This window comes from Mesorhizobium sp. M1A.T.Ca.IN.004.03.1.1, assembly GCF_003997555.1.
Classification (GTDB): domain Bacteria; phylum Pseudomonadota; class Alphaproteobacteria; order Rhizobiales; family Rhizobiaceae; genus Mesorhizobium.
In genome coordinates this window covers 43107-59538 of sequence record NZ_RZTV01000011.1, presented here as the reverse complement: position 1 = coordinate 59538, position 16432 = coordinate 43107, and the positions used below count along the sequence as shown (strand labels likewise).

Sequence of the window (16432 nt, the reverse complement as noted above, 5' to 3'; positions counted from 1 at the left end):
GCGTCAGCGGGCAACGTGGGGGGCAAAACAGCGGTTACCCTTTTTCGTTCGTTTGCGGACGGCGATGCCTACTGAACGGTGATCTCGCTCCGCTCACCGGCCTTGATCGTCACCGGCATTTCCTTGTCCTGGCCCTGATCGGACATGTGCCGCACGACGACATAGTCGCCGGCGGGGATAGTCTGTTGCCAGCTGTCGCCATAGGTCAGGCTGAGCGACTTGCGCTTGCCCTCAGCATCCTTCTTTGACGAGAACACCTCGATCGAATAGGCGCCGGGCGCCGACATTCCCAGCACGCCGGCGCCGAGAGCCACCTTCACATCCTGGTTGTCGCCGGCCTTGATGCTGAAGGGCTGTTCGACAACGGCGAGATCGAGCGTGGTTAGCGCGACATAGTCGTCCGGCGGCAGCCAGAACTTGCTGTCCGGACCGTAGGAGTGCTCCACGCTTTCACGCGAACCGTCGATCTTCTTCTTCGCCTTGACGATCTCGAAGCCGATGCCGGAATTGTCGGCCTTGTCGCCGCCGGCGGTGTAGTAGGCGTTAAGCACGGCATGGCCGACGCCGACCACGATATCCTTCTCGACCGTCTGTCCGGCGGCAAGCTGGATGGTTTCGGTCACCGTGCCGGCGCCGATCTGCACCGTCACCTTTTGCTCGCCGGCGGGCACGGTGGCCTTGGTGTCGCCATAGTGGGTCGTGCTGCCGCCCGGATAGGCGAAGTCGACACGCGCCTCGCCGCTGATCTCCGAGCCCTGGCTCGCATGCGGGTGGATAACCAAGGTTCCGGCGTTCAGCGTGAACAACGGGCTGTAGGTCTGGCCGGCTTCGATCTTGATCTTCTGCTCGCTCCTTGCCTCGTCGGCGCGACCGACGACAATGTAATCGCCCGGCTCGAGATTGATCTTGAGCTCGCCATACTCGGTCATGACCTGATCGCCGCGCGAGCCGTCGGACTTGGCCTTGTAGATCTCCCAGGCATTGCCGTCGGTGATGGCATCGCCGCCTTCAGCCATGACGACGCTCGGCGTGAAGTTGAATTCAGGCTTGGCGGGTTCGGGTGCAGGCGCCGGCGCCGGGGCCGGAGCAGGCTCTGGCACGGGCGCCGGCGCCGCGACGGTCTCGACCAGCGCTTGCTGCAATGCCTTCTCGTCGGAGGCCTGGATGTATTTTCCGCCGGTGTTCTCGGCGAGGCAGGCGATCTGCCTGCCTTCGTCGGCGGTCAGGCCGAAGCCGACTACGTCGGCGGTGAAGTCGACGCCGGTCTCCTTCAGCTCCTTGCCGAGCGCGCACGGATCGCCACCGCAGGTCTCAAGACCGTCGGTGATGAGAACGACCGTGGCCTTGTCCTCGGTGTATTTCAGCGCTTCGGCGGCCTGCTTGACGGCCGCCGTCAGCGGCGTCTTGCCGAGGAATTTCATGCTGTCGGCGGCCGCCGAGATCGCGCTCGCCGAACCCGCCTGCGGCGGCACGATCAGCTCGATGTCCGCGCAGCTGCCTTTCTGGCGATGCCCGTAGGCCATGAAGCCGATCTCGTCGTCGCCCGGCACCGACTGCAGCACCGTGCGCAGCGATTCGCGCGCGATCTCGAGCTTCGGCTTGCCGTCTATCTGGGCCCACATGGAGCCGGATGCATCGAGAATGATGATGACCTTGTTGGCGGCAAAGCCAAAGGTGGTCATCGACAAAAGGAGGATCGCCGCAGCAACGCTCCGTGCCAGTCCCGCCATGAAAATCTCCTGAGTGAACCCCCGTCCGCGCCGGGAAAGCTATTTGAGCCGGGCTTTGCAGACAAGTCCGATGGCCGGCAAGTCGCTCAATAGGTGGTTCGGCGCTCTTCCGACGGCGGACGGCCGAACTGCAGCCGGTAGCTTTGCGCGAAATAGGAGTGGGAGGTGAAGCCGGTGGCGATCGCGACGTCGAGGATCGGCATATTGGTCTGGCGCAGCAATTCGCGCGCCCGCTCGAGCCTGAGCCGCATGTAGTAGCGGCCCGGCGTCACGTTGAGATGGCGCAGGAACAGGCGCTCGACCTGGCGCACCGACAGGCCCGCCGACTTGGCAAGCTGCACCGCCGACAAAGGCTCATCGAGATGGTCGGCCATCAGCTCAACGATACGTCTCAGCTTCTCCGACTTGCCAGTGAGGTCGCGCTCAGGTCCGACGCGCTGGCGGTCACCGGCCGAGCGGATGCGCTCGTGCTGGAACTGGTTGGCGACGCCATTGGCGAGGTTGGAGCCGAAATCGCCGCGCACGATCTCCAGCATCAGATCGATCGAGGTGGTGCCGCCGGCGCAGGTGTAGCGCTTGCGATCGATCTCGAAAACGTTGCCGGTGCAGTTGATGTCCGGAAAACGCTCTATGAAGCCGGCGCGGTTTTCCCAGTGGATAGTGCAGCGGTAGCCGTCGAGCTGGCCGGCCTCGGCGAGCAGATAGGAGCCGACCGAGAGCGCGCCGAGCGCGTTGCCGCGGCGGCCCCAGCTGCGCAGCGCCGCCAGCACCTTGCTCTTGCCGGGGAACTCGGTGGTGAGCCCGACCGAGACGAACAGGATATCGACCGGCGGCATGTCGGCGACTGAATAGTCGATCTTGAGCGGAAGGCCGTTGGAAGCCATGACCGCGTCGCCATCTGCCGATATCGTCGTCCAGCCGTAATAATCACGGCCGAGCAGACGGTTGGCCGAGCGGAAGCAATCGATCGCCGCCGCCAGCGAGAACATCGAAAACTTGTCGACCAGCAGGAAGCCGAACTGCCGACCGCCCTGAACGGGATCGCCCATGACCGGCCGTTCAACAGGAGCAGTAAGATTCGGCAAGGATGCTGCTTTCCGATCAGAAGGACGGCCGCTTCAATCCGGCCGCGAGGTAGGCGGAAGCTACAGTGTTGGCCATCAGCATGGCAATGGTCATCGGTCCGACGCCGCCGGGGACCGGCGTGATGGCGCCGGCGACCGCGGCCGCTTCGGCATAGACGACGTCGCCGACCAGCCGCGACTTGCCTTCGCCCTTCTCCGGCGCCGGAATGCGGTTGATGCCGACATCGATAACGGTGGCGCCGGGCTTCACCCAATCACCCTTGATCATTTCTGGACGGCCGACGGCGGCGACCAGGATATCGGCGGTGCGCGCCAGCGCCGGCAGGTCCTTGGTACGGCTATGGGCAATGGTGACGGTGCAGTTAGCGGCGAGCAGCAGATTGGCCATCGGCTTTCCGACGATGTTGGAGCGGCCGACGACGACTGCATTGAGGCCGGAAAGGTCCTTGCCGCGCACGCGCTGGATCAACAGCATCGAGCCGGCGGGCGTGCAGGGCACGAACGCCGTCTCGAGCTCGCCGGTACCGAGCTTGCCGACATTGATGAAGTGGAAGCCGTCGACATCCTTTTCCGGCGCGATCGTCTGGATGACGTTGCCGGCATCGATATGGCCGGGCAGCGGCAGTTGCACAAGGATGCCGTGGATCGACGGGTCGGCGTTGAGATCGCCGATGGTCTTCAACAGCTGCTCTTCGGTCGTCTCAACCGGCAGCGTGTGCTGGAGCGAATGGAAGCCGCACTCCTTGGCCGTGCGCGACTTCGAGGCGACGTAGACCTGGCTTGCCGGATCCTCGCCCACGATCACCACCGCCAGACCGGGCCTGGTCGCGCCCTTGGCCGAAAGCTCGGCGGTCAGCGCCTTGACCTTCGATACCACGTCTGCGGCGACACTCTTCCCGTCGATCACTTCGGCCATCATTCACCTTCAACACTGTTGCGCGGCCACGCTTGGCACGCAGCCCTGATCCTCAATCCAGCAGTCGGCACGCGAACGCGGCGCGCAAGCGGTCAAATGCCGCGCGGCATTTTCACGAAAATTCGACAGGGCAATCCCGTCAAAACGTCGTCGGATGCCGTAAACCCGAAACCGGCTGCTCTTATCGAAGGCCGCTTTTAGCGAAGACGGGGTATTTTAGAAATAGCTGCGGCGCGAGCGGCTTTCGGTCAGATCGCGCACCGCCTCGCGGAATCGCCGGCAGGGCCGCAGCGTGCTTGGCCTACGACAAGTGTCGCTGCGACCTCTCTCGGCTCGCCGCCCCGACTGATCTGGCCGATCGATCTCCTTGAGACTGGACTTTTCCGCAACCGCGCGAGCGGCTAAGGAGAGCCCTCTTTGCGGAGGTTTCGATGACCATCAGGCTCGTTCTCGCCGGTTGCGGCAATATGGGTTACGCGATGCTCTCTGGCTGGCTGAAATCCGGCAAGCTCGAGCCGTCGGCGGTGTTCGTGGTCGAGCCCAATGCCGAGTTGCGCAGGCGAGCCGAACATCTTGGTTGCGGCGCCGCGGCCGACGCATCCGCAATTCCCGCCGATGCCATGCCCGATCTCGTCGTCATCGCCGTGAAACCGCAGGTCATCCGCGATGTGACGGCAAGCTACAAGCGCTTCGGCGACGGCAGGACCACCTTCGTCAGCATCGCCGCGGGCACGCCGGTCGCGACCTTCGCGGAGATCCTGGGCGGGCTCGCGCCGATCGTGCGCTGCATGCCGAACACGCCGGCGGCGATCGGCAAGGGCATGATGGTGGTGTTTTCCAACCCGCTCGTTCCCGACAACGTCAGGCGCTTCGCCGCCGAGCTGCTGTCGGCGAGCGGTGTCGTGACGACGATCGACGACGAGAGCCTGATGGACGCGGTGACCGCGGTCTCCGGTTCCGGCCCGGCCTATATTTTCCATTTCATCGAGGCGCTGACGGTCGCCGCCGAGAAGGCCGGCTTGCCGGCCGAGACAGCCAAAGTGCTCGCCCTGCAGACCGTCTATGGTGCAGCCTCGCTTGCCGCCGAAAGCGATGAAGAGCCGGGCGTGCTGCGCCAGCAGGTCACCAGCCCGAACGGCACGACCGCCGCAGCGCTTGCAGTGCTGATGGGCGAAGACCGGCTGACGAAGCTTTTGACCGACGCGGTGGAAGCGGCGCGGCTCAGATCGATAGAGCTGGGGAAGTAGTCCTGACGCCATACAGCATCTCGTCCTGCAGTTGGCGCAGGGCAAATAGCTTGGTCGTCTTGTCGGGCGCAGCGTTGTCGGCGGTCAGGAGTTCGCCCTTCCTGACCGGCTTCAGCACCTTGCCGCCTTCAAGCAGTCCGACCGGCACGGCACGGCTGGCGCGCGCCTCGGCGACCGTCATGGTCCAGGAGCGGTAGCAGGTCTCGCCGATGGCGTCGAAGATCTCGCCTGCGGCGAGGTCGCGCTTGGCGACCGCGCAGACCTCGGCCACCGGTGTAGGCAGCGGCACCATGTCGGGTTTGCCGTAGAGCATGATGCGGGCTGCGGTCAGCGGCACCTCCAGCGAGGTCAGGTGGTACGGCCTGAAGAAGCTGTAATAAGGGCCGTGGCCGACATGGAGATCGTCCATGCGCTCGACGACACGCGGATGCGTCGCCTCGACGATGACGAAGACGCCAGGCGCCACGCCCTTGCCGATCGTGTAGTCGACGATACCCTTCTTCGACAGGATGCCGCCGTCCTCGCGCGGGATGAGCACCTTGGCCAGCTGATCACGGTCGGCTTTCGGGCCGTGCATGCCCGGAACATCGGGCACCAGGCCAGTGGCGTTGGCGATGGCGCACATCTCGACCATGGTCTTGGAGCCGTCGACGAACTCGACCAGCATGCGCGGGTTCATGTTCCGGCGCAGCGCTTCATCCCGATAATCGTCGGGAACGGCGTCGTGATTGAGCGGGTTGTTCTTGCCCTTGCCAGCCGAGACGATGGTATAACCGAGCGACGAGGCGAACTCGATCAGCTCCATGCAGCTCGACGGCTCGTCGCCGGCGCCGACCGAATAGACGACGCCGAGCCGATCCGCCTGCTGCTTGAGGTAGCAGCCGATGGTCACGTCGGCCTCGACATTCATCATCACCAGATGCTTGCCATGCTGCATCGCCATCAGGTCGAAATCGGCGGCGACGCCGGGTTTGCCGGTGGCATCGATGACGACGTCGATCAGCGGGCTGGTGACCAGCATCTCATTCGAGGTGATGGCGATCCTGCCGCTTTCTATCGCCTGGCTTACCTTGGAGGCGGTCTCGGCTTCTGCAGCCATTGCATCGTCGCCATAGGCGATGCGGATCGCGTCGCGAGCCGTGTGCGGGCGGCGCGTGGAAATGGCCGCAATCGAAATGCCCGGCATCAGCATGCCCTGGGTCACCAGATCGGTGCCCATCTCGCCGGAACCGATGACGCCGATGCGCACGGGGCGGCCGTCGGTGGCGCGCCGGGCGAGATCGCGGGCAAGCCCGGTCAGGGCGACATTTGTCATACAAGAACGTCCATGCTTTGCTTCAGCCCGCAATACAGGGAACGATCCCCGTTTGCCAACAAAACCAGCCACCCATGGCAATTTCGTGCGCACGTCTTGCAGGACCGGCGCAGATTTCCCGCAACGATCCGCAACCTTCAGGTGTTTGAAAGCCTTGGCCATGTCCGGAGGAAGGGCGGATCCCGCGGTTCGTGCCAAGTGCCGATCTGACCGCCAAAGTTGGCACGGTGAGCGACCCCTCGGTCGATTCCTTTGTGCGGACTTACTGTTTATTTAGGGAAAATGGTGTTCGCGGTCGGTTTCAACTGAACGGCGCCCTCGGCGAGAGATCGTTTTCTGTGCCATTTTTGCTACATCCGCCGGGACTAATGGCTGGAATCCGTGCTTTTGGAGCGCTCTAAATCAATAAGTCCTCCCATCCGCGAAAAATCTGCTAGATACTCGTTGCAAGCTCCGGTGGCAGGCTTGGGCGAAATAAGCGCTGACAAAAACAAAAAGGCGCGGGGATAGTCACGGGGTAGAAATGACCAGGACGGGTAAAGTGACCGTCGGCTGGCGCCTTGCGCTTGCCATGACGGTGTCGATGCTGGCTTGCGGAAGCGCCAGCGCACTCACGCTCAAGGAAGCTGTAGCAGTCGCGGTCGAATCCAATCCGGAGATTGGGCAGGCGATCGAAAACCGCGAAGCCATCGAATTCGAGCTGCGCCAGGCGAAAGGGCTCTATCTTCCCAGCGTCGATCTCGAAGCGTCGACCGGCGTCCGCCGTCTGGATAACGACTCCCGGCGAGCGCTCGACGAGGACCATGACGCGCTTTATCCGAACGAAGCGGACCTCACCGTCTCACAGACGCTCTATGACAGTGGCGCGAGACGGGCCGAATTGAACCGCCAGGCCTCGCGCGTCGACGGAGCTTCCTTCAGGGTGCTGGAACGGTCCGAATTCATCGGGCTTGCCGTCGTCCAGGACTATCTCGAATACATGCTGCAGGCGTCGATCGTCGCCGAAGCGAAGAAGAACCTCGGCTTCCATCAGTCTATACTCGGCGACATCAAGCAAGGCATCGCGGGCGGCGCGCTCAACGATGCCGACCGGCAGCAGGCCGAGGAGCGGCTTTACGCCGCCAAGGCGCGGATGCAGGAGGCGACCGAGGAACTGGAAGCGGCCAAGATCCGCTTCTTCAAGAATGTCGGCAAGCCGCTGACCAACCCGTCGCGGCCGGCCGATGTGGCCGGCGCGCTGCCGCGCTCGCTCGATGACGCGATCGGGCTTGCCAGACAGAACAATCCGCGCGTCCACATGGCCAACAGCGACATCGATGCTGCCGCGTCGCTGGTCGACGCCGCGCGGGCGAAATACGGCCCCACCATTACCGCCGAGGGTGTCGCACGGGGCGGCTATGACATCGACGGCGACGACGGCGACACCAGCGACCTGCAGGCTCGGGTGGTGCTGCGCTGGAATCTCTATCGCGGCGGCATCGACAAAGCCAACGAGCAGGAGCAGATCCGCCGCACCAGCGAGCAGCGCCTCGCGCTGCATCAGGTGCTGCGCGAGATCGAGGAAGCCGTCCGCACATCTTGGGACCGCCGCTTCCGCCAGGCGGAACTTGCGCAGACGCTGCGGCTGCAGGCAGCAACCAACGAAAGGCTGGTTGCTTCCTACCGGGAGCAGTTCAAGGTCGGACAGCGCTCGCTGCTCGACGTGCTCGATGCGCAGAACACGCGCTTCAACACCGCGACGCTGGCCGACACCTCGTCCTACGCGTCGCTGTTTGCCCAATACCGGCTGCTGGCCGCGACCGGGGAGTTGCTGAAGACGCTGAACATCCAGCCGGCCAAGCAGGCAGCCGCCTACGCGCGCAGCGAATTCGGCGTGCCGGCGACAGCCGATACCGAAACCTATGCGCGCACACCATCGGAGCAGAAGAACGATCTGCCGTTCGACATCCTCGCGCCGGTCAGGAAGAAGCAGCCGATGTAAGCATCGATCTCTGGTCCTTCGGGGCGGATCGTGAATCAGCAACCTAATATCGTCTCGCCCAAGGAGGCTTTCAAAGCCTGCTTCTCGGCGATTGCAGCCTATCTTGGCCGGCCGAGCGCCGAGACCGTGCTGTTTGCCGGGGTGCCGATTTCGGACACGCTGATCGAGCCGGACGACATCAGGCATCTGGCCGAACGGATCGGTCTCGAGGTCCAGGCGTTCAACCATCGCGATTTCGTGCGCGGCCGGGTCGATCTTCCGGCCATCGTCTTCCGCGCCAGCCAACTGCCGGTTGCGTTGCTCGCCGAAACGGAAACTGGGCAATTTCTAACGGCGCCGCAGGAAAACGGCCGCACCACGATCGGCAAATCGGAGCTTGCCGAAAGCTACATCAGCGGTGGCGCCTCATTCTCGATCACCTATGCCAACACCGCCGAGGAGATGACGGTCGGCACGGCGCCGAGGATCGAAAGACGCCATTGGCTGACCGGAACGATGGGGGCGTTCTGGCGCACCTACTCGAAGGTCGTGCTGTCGGCGGTCTTCATCAACCTCTTGGCGATCGCCTCGCCGATCTTCACCATGAACGTCTACGACCGCATCCTGCCGAACAAGGCGATCTCGACGCTCTGGGTGCTGGCGCTCGGGATCGGCGCGGCCATCCTGTTCGACCTGTTGCTGAAGACGGCCCGCGCCTCGCTTATCGACTATGCCGGGCGCAAGGCGGATCTCAGGATTTCCTATCTGCTGTTCGAGAAAGTGCTAAACTCGTCGCTTTCGGCGCGGCCGGGATCGACCGGCGAATACGCGAACCGCGTCACACAATATGAGTTCGTGCGCGAGTTCTTCACCTCGAATACCATAAGCGTCTTCATCGACACGGTTTTCGTCTTCGTCTTCCTGCTGGTCATCTACGCCATTGGCGGCTGGCTGGTGATCATACCGGCACTTGCCTTCGTCATCGCCGTCATTGTCGGTCTGGTGACACAAAGGCGCATCGGCAAGCGGGTCGCCGCCTCGATGAACGAATCTGCTCAGCGCCAGGCCCTCCTGGTCGAGTCCATTTCGACGCTGGAGACGATCAAGTCGCTGCGCGCCGAGGCCTATCTGCTGCGCAAATGGGGCGAGCACTCGAAGAACGCCGCCAACACCTCGGAGAAGATCAAGGAGCTTTCCGCCGCTGCCGGCAACATCACCGGCGCCATCCAGCAATTCGTCACCGTCGCCCTGGTGGTTGCCGGCGCCTATGCCTTCTCGGAAGGCCAGGTCTCGACCGGCGCGATTATCGGCACGGTCATGCTGGCGGGCCGCGCGGTCGCGCCGCTCGGCCAGATCGCCATCACGCTCTCCCGCTTCCGGCAAGCCGTGCTGTCGCTCAGGATCGTCAATACGATCATGTCGCAGCCGGAGGACCGGCCCGACACGGTCGGCTTCGTCAACCGGCCGATCCGCAGCGGCGCGATGCTGTTCAAGAATGTCGGCTTCGCCTATCCAGGCACCGAAAACGAGGTTCTGAACGGGCTCAACATTGCAATCCGCCCCGGCGAGCGCATCGGCGTCATCGGCCGCATCGGCTCCGGCAAGACCACGATGGGGCGCCTAATCGGCCGGCTGTTCCTGCCGACGTCCGGAGAACTGCTGCTCGACGGCATCGACATCCGCCAATACCACCCCTCTGAAGTTCGTGCCGCGGTCGGTATCGTCGCGCAGGCCGGCGACCTGTTTTCGGGCACGATCAAGGAAAACCTCCTGATGGCCGCGCCGGACGCGACCGACGAGGAAATCATCGATGCGGCGAAGGCCGCGGGCGTCGACGATTTCGTCTCTCGCCATCCGCGCGGCTACGACATGAATGTCGGCGAGCGTGGCACCAATCTGTCGGGCGGCCAGAGGCAGGCCGTGGCGATCGCGCGGCTGTTGCTGACCAAACCGAAAATCGTGTTCCTGGACGAGCCATCGGGTTCGATGGACCTGGCCTCGGAACGGCAGTTGATCAGGCAGCTCAAGGTGGCGTTCGACCGCAACACGACGCTGATCGTGTCGACCCATCGCTACAGCATGCTGGAGCTAGTCGACCGCCTCATCGTCATCGAGCAGGGGCGCGTGGTCGCGGACGGAGCAAAGGAACAAGTCATCCAGGCATTGCAAAAGGCGAATGCCTGACCGGGACGTTGGGGAATGTTAGCAAAAGACGACCGGCCGCCGCTTTTCGCTTCGGCGTCCGTATACATCATAGGGGCACTGTTCGTGGCCTTCACCGCCTGGGCATCCTTTGCCGAGGTCGATGAGATCGCGCGCGGCGACGGCAAGGTCATTCCTGCTTCCAAGACGCAGATCATCCAGGCGAGCGAAGCCGGCGTCGTCCAGGAAATCGCTGTCAAGATTGGCCAGACCGTCAGGAAGAACGATCTGATCATCCGCCTCGACAACACAGGCAACACCTCGAGCCTGGGTGAGGAGCAGGCCAAGGCGCGGGCGTTGCAGGCGCGCATTGCCAGGCTCAAATTCGAGCAGAGCGGCAATCTCGAGGGCGCGTTCCCCTGTCCGTCCGACATCCAGAAGACTGCCCCGGAGATCTGCGACAACGAGCAGAAGCTGCTCGTTGCGCGCCGAGACAACTTCCAAGTCAAGCTGTCCGTGCTGAAGTCGCGTCTCGATCAGCGCGAGAAGGAACTGGACGAGGCAACCGCCAATTCAGACCGCCTGTCCAAGAGCCTCGCCGTCAGCGACCAGGAAACGGCGCTCGTCGAATCGATGGTCAAGAAAGGCCTGATGGCCAGGACCGAACAGATTCGCGTCGAGCGGGAGCAGACCGATCTCCGCGGGCAGCTCAACCTTGCCGGAGAGACCATCAAGAAGAGCAAGGCGGCCATCACCGAGGCGCAGCTTCAAGTCGACGAGCTCGGCCTGCAATTGCAGCAGGAAGCATTGAGCGACTTGACGCAGGCGCTGGCGGACCTCTCTGTGGTGGACGAAACCATTCGCGGCGCCACCGACAAGGTGGCGCGGACCGATATTCGCTCGCCCGTCGACGGCATCGTCAACACGCTCGATGTCAACACGCTCGGCGCTTTCGTCCAGCCGGGCGCGGTCGTGGCCGGCATCGTGCCGACCTCGGAGACGCTGCTGGTCGAGGCGCGGGTCTCGCCGCGCGACGTCGCCTTCATCCAGCCGGACCAGGACGCGCTGATCAAGGTCACGGCCTACGACTTCTCGATCTTCGGCGGCATCGAAGGCAAGGTCTCCAACATCACCGCCGACAGCCTGGTCGACCAGAAGACGGGCGAGCCCTACTATCAAGTGCGCGTCGCGACCGAGAAATCCACGCTGCAAAGGAACGGCAAGACTTATTCGATTATCCCCGGCATGATCTGCTCGGTCGATATCAAGACCGGGCGCAAGACGATCCTCAACTATCTATTGAAGCCCATCAACAAGGCGCGCCAGGAGGCGATGAGTGAACGATAGCGCCGCACGCCCCGACACTCCGCGCGACCGGCTGCTGCCGCCGCTCGCAGCCGAGGATTTCGGCCCGGAGTTCCGCGTCGTGGCGCGTGGCGGCGTGCGCCGCGGCATCCGTTTGGAGCGCGCTTTCTGGGTGTCGCTGAAGCAGATGGCCGAAAGCCGCAAATGCACGATCGGCATGCTGGTCGCGGAGATCGCCGAAAATCATCCCGACCAGGGCAATCTCACATCGGCCATCCGGGTCGCATGCATGCGCGGCCTCGCCGAGGAAAGCATGGAACTGCGCAAGCTCGCCTCGATCCGGACCATCAACGCGATCCTGGTCGCCTGCCCCTCGCCCGCCTTCGCGCTGTCTTCGTCGAAGAAGATCCTGACCTTCAATGCCCCCTTCCAGCAATTGGTCAGGCGCCAGCTGCCGAACGCGCCGGGCGACGACGGCAGGCAGGACCTCAAGCTGGCGCTGGACCTCAACGTCGTCGACGTTTTTGCCCGGCTCGACGCCAATGGCGAGACACCCGTCACCACCGGCTTCGTCATCGGCGCCGGCGAGCGCCGCTACAGGGGCCAGCTCAGCGCGGTGCGCGCGCCGGTCACAGAGCCGGAGCTGTTGATGGCGTTCGTCTTCAACGGTTGAAGAGGCAAGCCGCCTACTTCGCTCCGAAACCGGAGCCTGCCGACGTGACCGTCACATCGGGCGAAGCGCCTTCGCCGGGCGCCACTGTCGCGAAACCACCGGCGATGTCGGCGATCTGTGCGCCGGCTTTCGTGCCGTGGATCCAGGCTCGGTCGGTGCTGAATGAATAGAGCGGGACATAATCGGGAAGATCGCGGTCCATCGCCACAACGTTGCTGAGGCTGTCCAGGATGAAGGTGCCGCTTCCGGTGCTCACCGACAGCACCGCGTGGAAGAATTTCCGGCGGCGATCCTGCAGCACGACGAGCGACATGCTCTGCGCCGGGATCCCGGCGCGCAACAGCGCCGCCATCTTCAGGATCGCGAAATCCTCGCAATCGCCGGCGCGATGCTCGAGGATCTCCGACGGCTTCGCCCAGTAGTCGAGCTTGCCGTAGACGACGCTGTCCTTGCGATAGGCGATCAGCCGGTTGATGCTGCTGTTGACGAAGTCCAGCTTGTCGCGAAAAGCCTTGTTGGCTGCAATGCCGACGATCTCCCCAAACGCAGCGTTCTCACGATCGCAGGCACTTCCGGCCGTGCAGTCGATAATCGCCTTGTAGACAGGCGCCCAGCGCGCGGCGACCGGGAAGTTGCGCATGGACAAGGCGACCGACCCGAACACGCCCGGAATGATCGCCCCAGTCTGAATCGGGTCAACCTGGATCGGGTCGATCCGGATCGGATCGACGCCGGGGGTAGCCTCTCCACTCGCAGAACTTGCCGCCGGGCGGACTTCGAGAGGCGCATAGGCACTGGCGGCACCGCCGACCCGGTACGCGGCAACAGGCTGCCATGGCTGCAATCTGGCCAGCGAAACGCCGCCGAGATCGGCCGGCGCAGGCAGCGTTTGAGAGGCGGGACTTGCGACGGAGACTGCGCTGGCCGACGACGCATTCGGCAGACCGGCCAGGCCGATTGCCAGCAGCAGAACCTTGACCCTCGACGCCGACGAGGCAGTTTTTTGTATTTTCATGACGCCCACCTTTGACTGTGGACGCTACCGATCTTGTCTCAAATTATCGGAAAGGAAGGTGGGTAAGTTTCCACGAATCAATCTATTCTGCTTTGTCTCAAATTTTATTCAAATTTATACTTGAATTTGTCGAACTGCCGCCGCGCTCCCCAGCCGGTTCGGCGGCGCACCTGAAGATATATAATTGGATATATCGTTGCGATTTACCAAGTGTAAAAAATGCAAATCCATGCATATTCAAGTATATCAAAAAGATTGAAGGTACGTTGCAAAGTTCGAGCCCCGCATGTCTCTTGCCGGGAAATGCCGAAGGGGGCTTGAGCTATGACGACCAGTATCGAATTCGACGCCGTTTCAAATTTCTCGGACGAGCACGCGACTGTCGGCGAACAGCCGATTTCGGGTGTCATTTCGGGCGTCCAAGTCGCCCAGGCCTCCGGCGGCCAGACGGCACCAGCGGCAGGCGAACCTGTGCCGGTCGATGTGGGAAGCGGCGCGCCGGCAAAGGGCGACGGCAACGCCCAGAACGCACAAAGCACAGCCAAGCCGGCGGCGGACGGCAACGCTCCTGCCGCCAACGCCCCTGCCGGAAACGCGCCAGCACCGAACACGGCAGCCTCGAACGTTGCGCATGAATATCACGCCGAGGCCGGCAATGTCGTGAAGCTTCCGGCCAATGTCTCGATCGACGACATCAAGGTCGACGGGCACAATCTGGTGCTGGTGCAGCCGGACGGCGCCGAGATCGTCATCAAGGACGGCGCGCTCAACGTACCGACCTTCATCATCGGCGATGTCGAGGTGCCGCGCGTTGCCCTGATCGCCGCGCTCGAAGCCAGCCATGTCGATGTCGCCTTCGGCGCCGACGGCTCGATCTCGGCCGGCGGAAATGGCTCGCCAAGCAGCGCCGGCGGAGACTTCTCGGTGCCGCCTGGCGGGATCGGCGACGGCTTCGGTCTGTCGGCACTTTTGCCGCCAACGGCATTGGCGTTCGGACAGCCGGAGAACCGTGAACTGTTCCCGTCCCTGCTTAAGCCGGACTCCACGCCGTCGATCGGGACCATTGGCGAAGCGAGCGTCAACGAAGCCGGCCTGCCGCCACACGGCGGATTGCCGGCCGGTTCCGGCGAGATCGCCGACGGCGATTCCGGCAACAACTCCAACACCTCCGAGACCACTTCCGGCACCATTGGCTTCACCTCGCCGGACGGCGTGGCGCAAGTCACGCTCGGCAGCCATGTGCTGACCTCCGCGGCGCAGACCTTCACCGACGCCACAGGCTCGCTGACCGCAAGCTATTCTTTCGACGCGGCTACCGGCACCGGCACGATCAATTACAGCTACACGCTGAACACCAACACTTCGGGCGACGGCACGAGTGTGAGCTTCGCGGTCGGCGTGACCGACTCCGACGGCGATGCCGCGCCTCCCGGCACCCTCGTGATCAACATCATCGACGATGCGCCGACTGCTGTTGCGGATACGGATGCCGTGCCTTCGGGCTCACACGCGTCGATCGACGGCAACGTCATCACCGGCGCGGGCAGCGACGGCAACGCGACAGGCGCCGATATCCAGGGCGCCGACGGCGCGAGCGTTACGTCGGCCTATGGCAAGGACGGCGCGGGATCGGCGCAGACGGTAACGGGCGCCGGAGTGTCGATCGTCGGCGAGTATGGCACGCTGGTGCTGCACTCGGACGGCAGCTACACTTACACCCGCGCCGCGGAGACGAAGGGCGGGGTGGACGACGTATTCCACTACACGCTGACGGATGGCGACGGAAACCAGTCTTCGACGACACTGACCATCTCGATCGGCAACTCGACGCCTACCGTGACCGACCTGACGCCGGCAGCCAATGGCGGCGACGTGACGGTCAACGAGGACGACCTGCTCGCCAGCCGCGGCGCCGGTGAATCGGCCGGCTCCGACACCTCCAAGGAGAGCACCACCCAGGGCGGCACCTTCACCATCGCCTCGCCCGACGGCATCGCCACGCTCAGCATCGACGGCCACGCCTTCATCACCAACGGCGTCTTCAGCGCCGGCTCCTTCACCACGGCGCTCGGCAACACGCTCAACGTCACCGGCTACAATGCCGCAACCGGCGTCGTCAGCTACACCTACACGCTCAACGACAACGAGGCGCATGCCGCCGGCCAGGGCACCAACAGCCTGTTCGAGAACATGACCGTCTCGCTCACCGACCAGGACGGCCAGAACGCCACCGGCACGCTCTCCGTCAACATCGTCGACGACGTGCCGACCGCGGTCGCCGACACCGATGCCGTGCCTGCGGGCTCGTTCGCCTCGATCGGCGGCAACGTCATGACCGGCGCGGGCAGCGACGGCAATGCGGCCGGCGCCGACACCAAGGGCGCCGACGGCGCAACCGTGGTCGGCGTCGCGGCCGGCAACACCAATGCCGATCTCGACAACGCCGCCACCGTCGGCTCCGTCATCCAGGGCACCTACGGCAAGCTGACGCTCAATGCCGACGGCTCCTACACCTATGTCCGCGACGCCGGCACCGCCGGCGGCCATGACGACGTCTTCACCTACACCATCAAGGACGGCGACGGCGACACCTCGCACACCACGCTGACGATCTCGATCGGCAACACGCCGCCGACCATCACCGACCTGACGCCGGCAGCCAATGGCGGCGACGTGACGGTCAACGAGGACGACCTGCTCGCCAGCCGCGGCGCCGGTGAATCGGCCGGCTCCGACACCTCCAAGGAGAGCACCACCCAGGGCGGCACCTTCACCATTGCCTCGCCCGACGGCATCGCCACGCTCAGCATCGACGGCCACGCCTTCATCACCAACGGCGTCTTCAGCGCCGGCTCCTTCACCACGGCGCTCGGCAACACGCTCAACGTCACCGGCTACAATGCCGCAACCGGCGTCGTCAGCTACACCTACACGCTCAACGACAACGAGACGCATGCCGCCGGCCAGGGCACCAACAGCCTGTTCGAGAACATGACCGTCTCGCTCACCGACCAGGACGGCCAGAACGCCACCGGCACGCTCTC

At 63.9% G+C, this 16432-nt stretch carries 11 protein-coding genes; 6 read left to right on the top strand and 5 right to left on the bottom strand.

What is annotated here, in order from left to right; translation table 11 throughout:
- Positions 1-68: 68 nt before the first annotated feature.
- From EOD29_RS25785 to folD, 3 genes are all read right to left on the bottom strand, one after another.
- On the bottom strand, positions 69-1730 hold the full coding sequence (locus tag EOD29_RS25785) for a VWA domain-containing protein (protein ID WP_127248306.1): 1662 nt from the start codon (positions 1728-1730) through the stop codon (positions 69-71).
- An 86-nt stretch (positions 1731-1816) separates the two neighbouring features.
- Positions 1817-2779, bottom strand: coding sequence for a GlxA family transcriptional regulator (locus tag EOD29_RS25780; protein WP_127248305.1), 963 nt, complete (start codon positions 2777-2779; stop codon positions 1817-1819).
- Positions 2780-2831: 52 nt separating this feature from the next.
- Positions 2832-3731, bottom strand: a complete 900-nt coding sequence (gene folD, locus EOD29_RS25775) for a bifunctional methylenetetrahydrofolate dehydrogenase/methenyltetrahydrofolate cyclohydrolase FolD (protein ID WP_127248304.1) — start codon at positions 3729-3731, stop codon at positions 2832-2834.
- Between the two features lie 431 nt (positions 3732-4162).
- On the opposite strand from folD, the gene proC reads away from it, so the two are divergent.
- Complete coding sequence (proC, locus tag EOD29_RS25770) at positions 4163-4978, top strand: pyrroline-5-carboxylate reductase (RefSeq protein WP_127248303.1); 816 nt, start codon at positions 4163-4165, stop codon at positions 4976-4978.
- On the opposite strand, the gene EOD29_RS25765 is transcribed toward proC, so the two are convergent.
- Positions 4953-6293: an NAD(P)H-dependent oxidoreductase gene (locus tag EOD29_RS25765; RefSeq protein WP_127248302.1), complete on the bottom strand. Its 1341-nt coding sequence runs from the start codon at positions 6291-6293 to the stop codon at positions 4953-4955. The genes proC and EOD29_RS25765 overlap by 26 nt on opposite strands.
- A gap of 523 nt (positions 6294-6816) precedes the next feature.
- Here EOD29_RS25765 and EOD29_RS25760 point away from each other — a divergent pair.
- Genes EOD29_RS25760 through EOD29_RS25745 form a run of 4 tightly spaced genes read left to right on the top strand, consistent with a single transcriptional unit; the run spans position 6817 to position 12373 of the window.
- Positions 6817-8274: a TolC family protein gene (locus tag EOD29_RS25760; RefSeq protein ID WP_095826908.1), complete on the top strand. Its 1458-nt coding sequence runs from the start codon at positions 6817-6819 to the stop codon at positions 8272-8274.
- Between the two features lie 30 nt (positions 8275-8304).
- Positions 8305-10437, top strand: coding sequence for a type I secretion system permease/ATPase (locus tag EOD29_RS25755; protein WP_127248301.1), 2133 nt, complete (start codon positions 8305-8307; stop codon positions 10435-10437).
- 15 nt (positions 10438-10452) lie between these two features.
- On the top strand, positions 10453-11742 hold the full coding sequence (locus tag EOD29_RS25750; protein WP_066989331.1) for an HlyD family type I secretion periplasmic adaptor subunit: 1290 nt from the start codon (positions 10453-10455) through the stop codon (positions 11740-11742).
- Complete coding sequence (locus tag EOD29_RS25745; RefSeq protein WP_127248300.1) at positions 11732-12373, top strand: ribbon-helix-helix domain-containing protein; 642 nt, start codon at positions 11732-11734, stop codon at positions 12371-12373. The genes EOD29_RS25750 and EOD29_RS25745 overlap by 11 nt, the downstream gene beginning before the upstream one ends.
- A gap of 13 nt (positions 12374-12386) precedes the next feature.
- Here the strand turns inward: EOD29_RS25745 and EOD29_RS25740 are convergent, their stop codons facing one another.
- On the bottom strand, positions 12387-13388 hold the full coding sequence (locus EOD29_RS25740; protein WP_127248299.1) for a transglutaminase-like cysteine peptidase: 1002 nt from the start codon (positions 13386-13388) through the stop codon (positions 12387-12389).
- A 324-nt stretch (positions 13389-13712) separates the two neighbouring features.
- Here EOD29_RS25740 and EOD29_RS36550 point away from each other — a divergent pair.
- Positions 13713-16432, top strand: a 2720-nt coding sequence (locus EOD29_RS36550; RefSeq protein ID WP_206520496.1) for an Ig-like domain-containing protein, incomplete at its 3' end; no start/stop codon positions are given.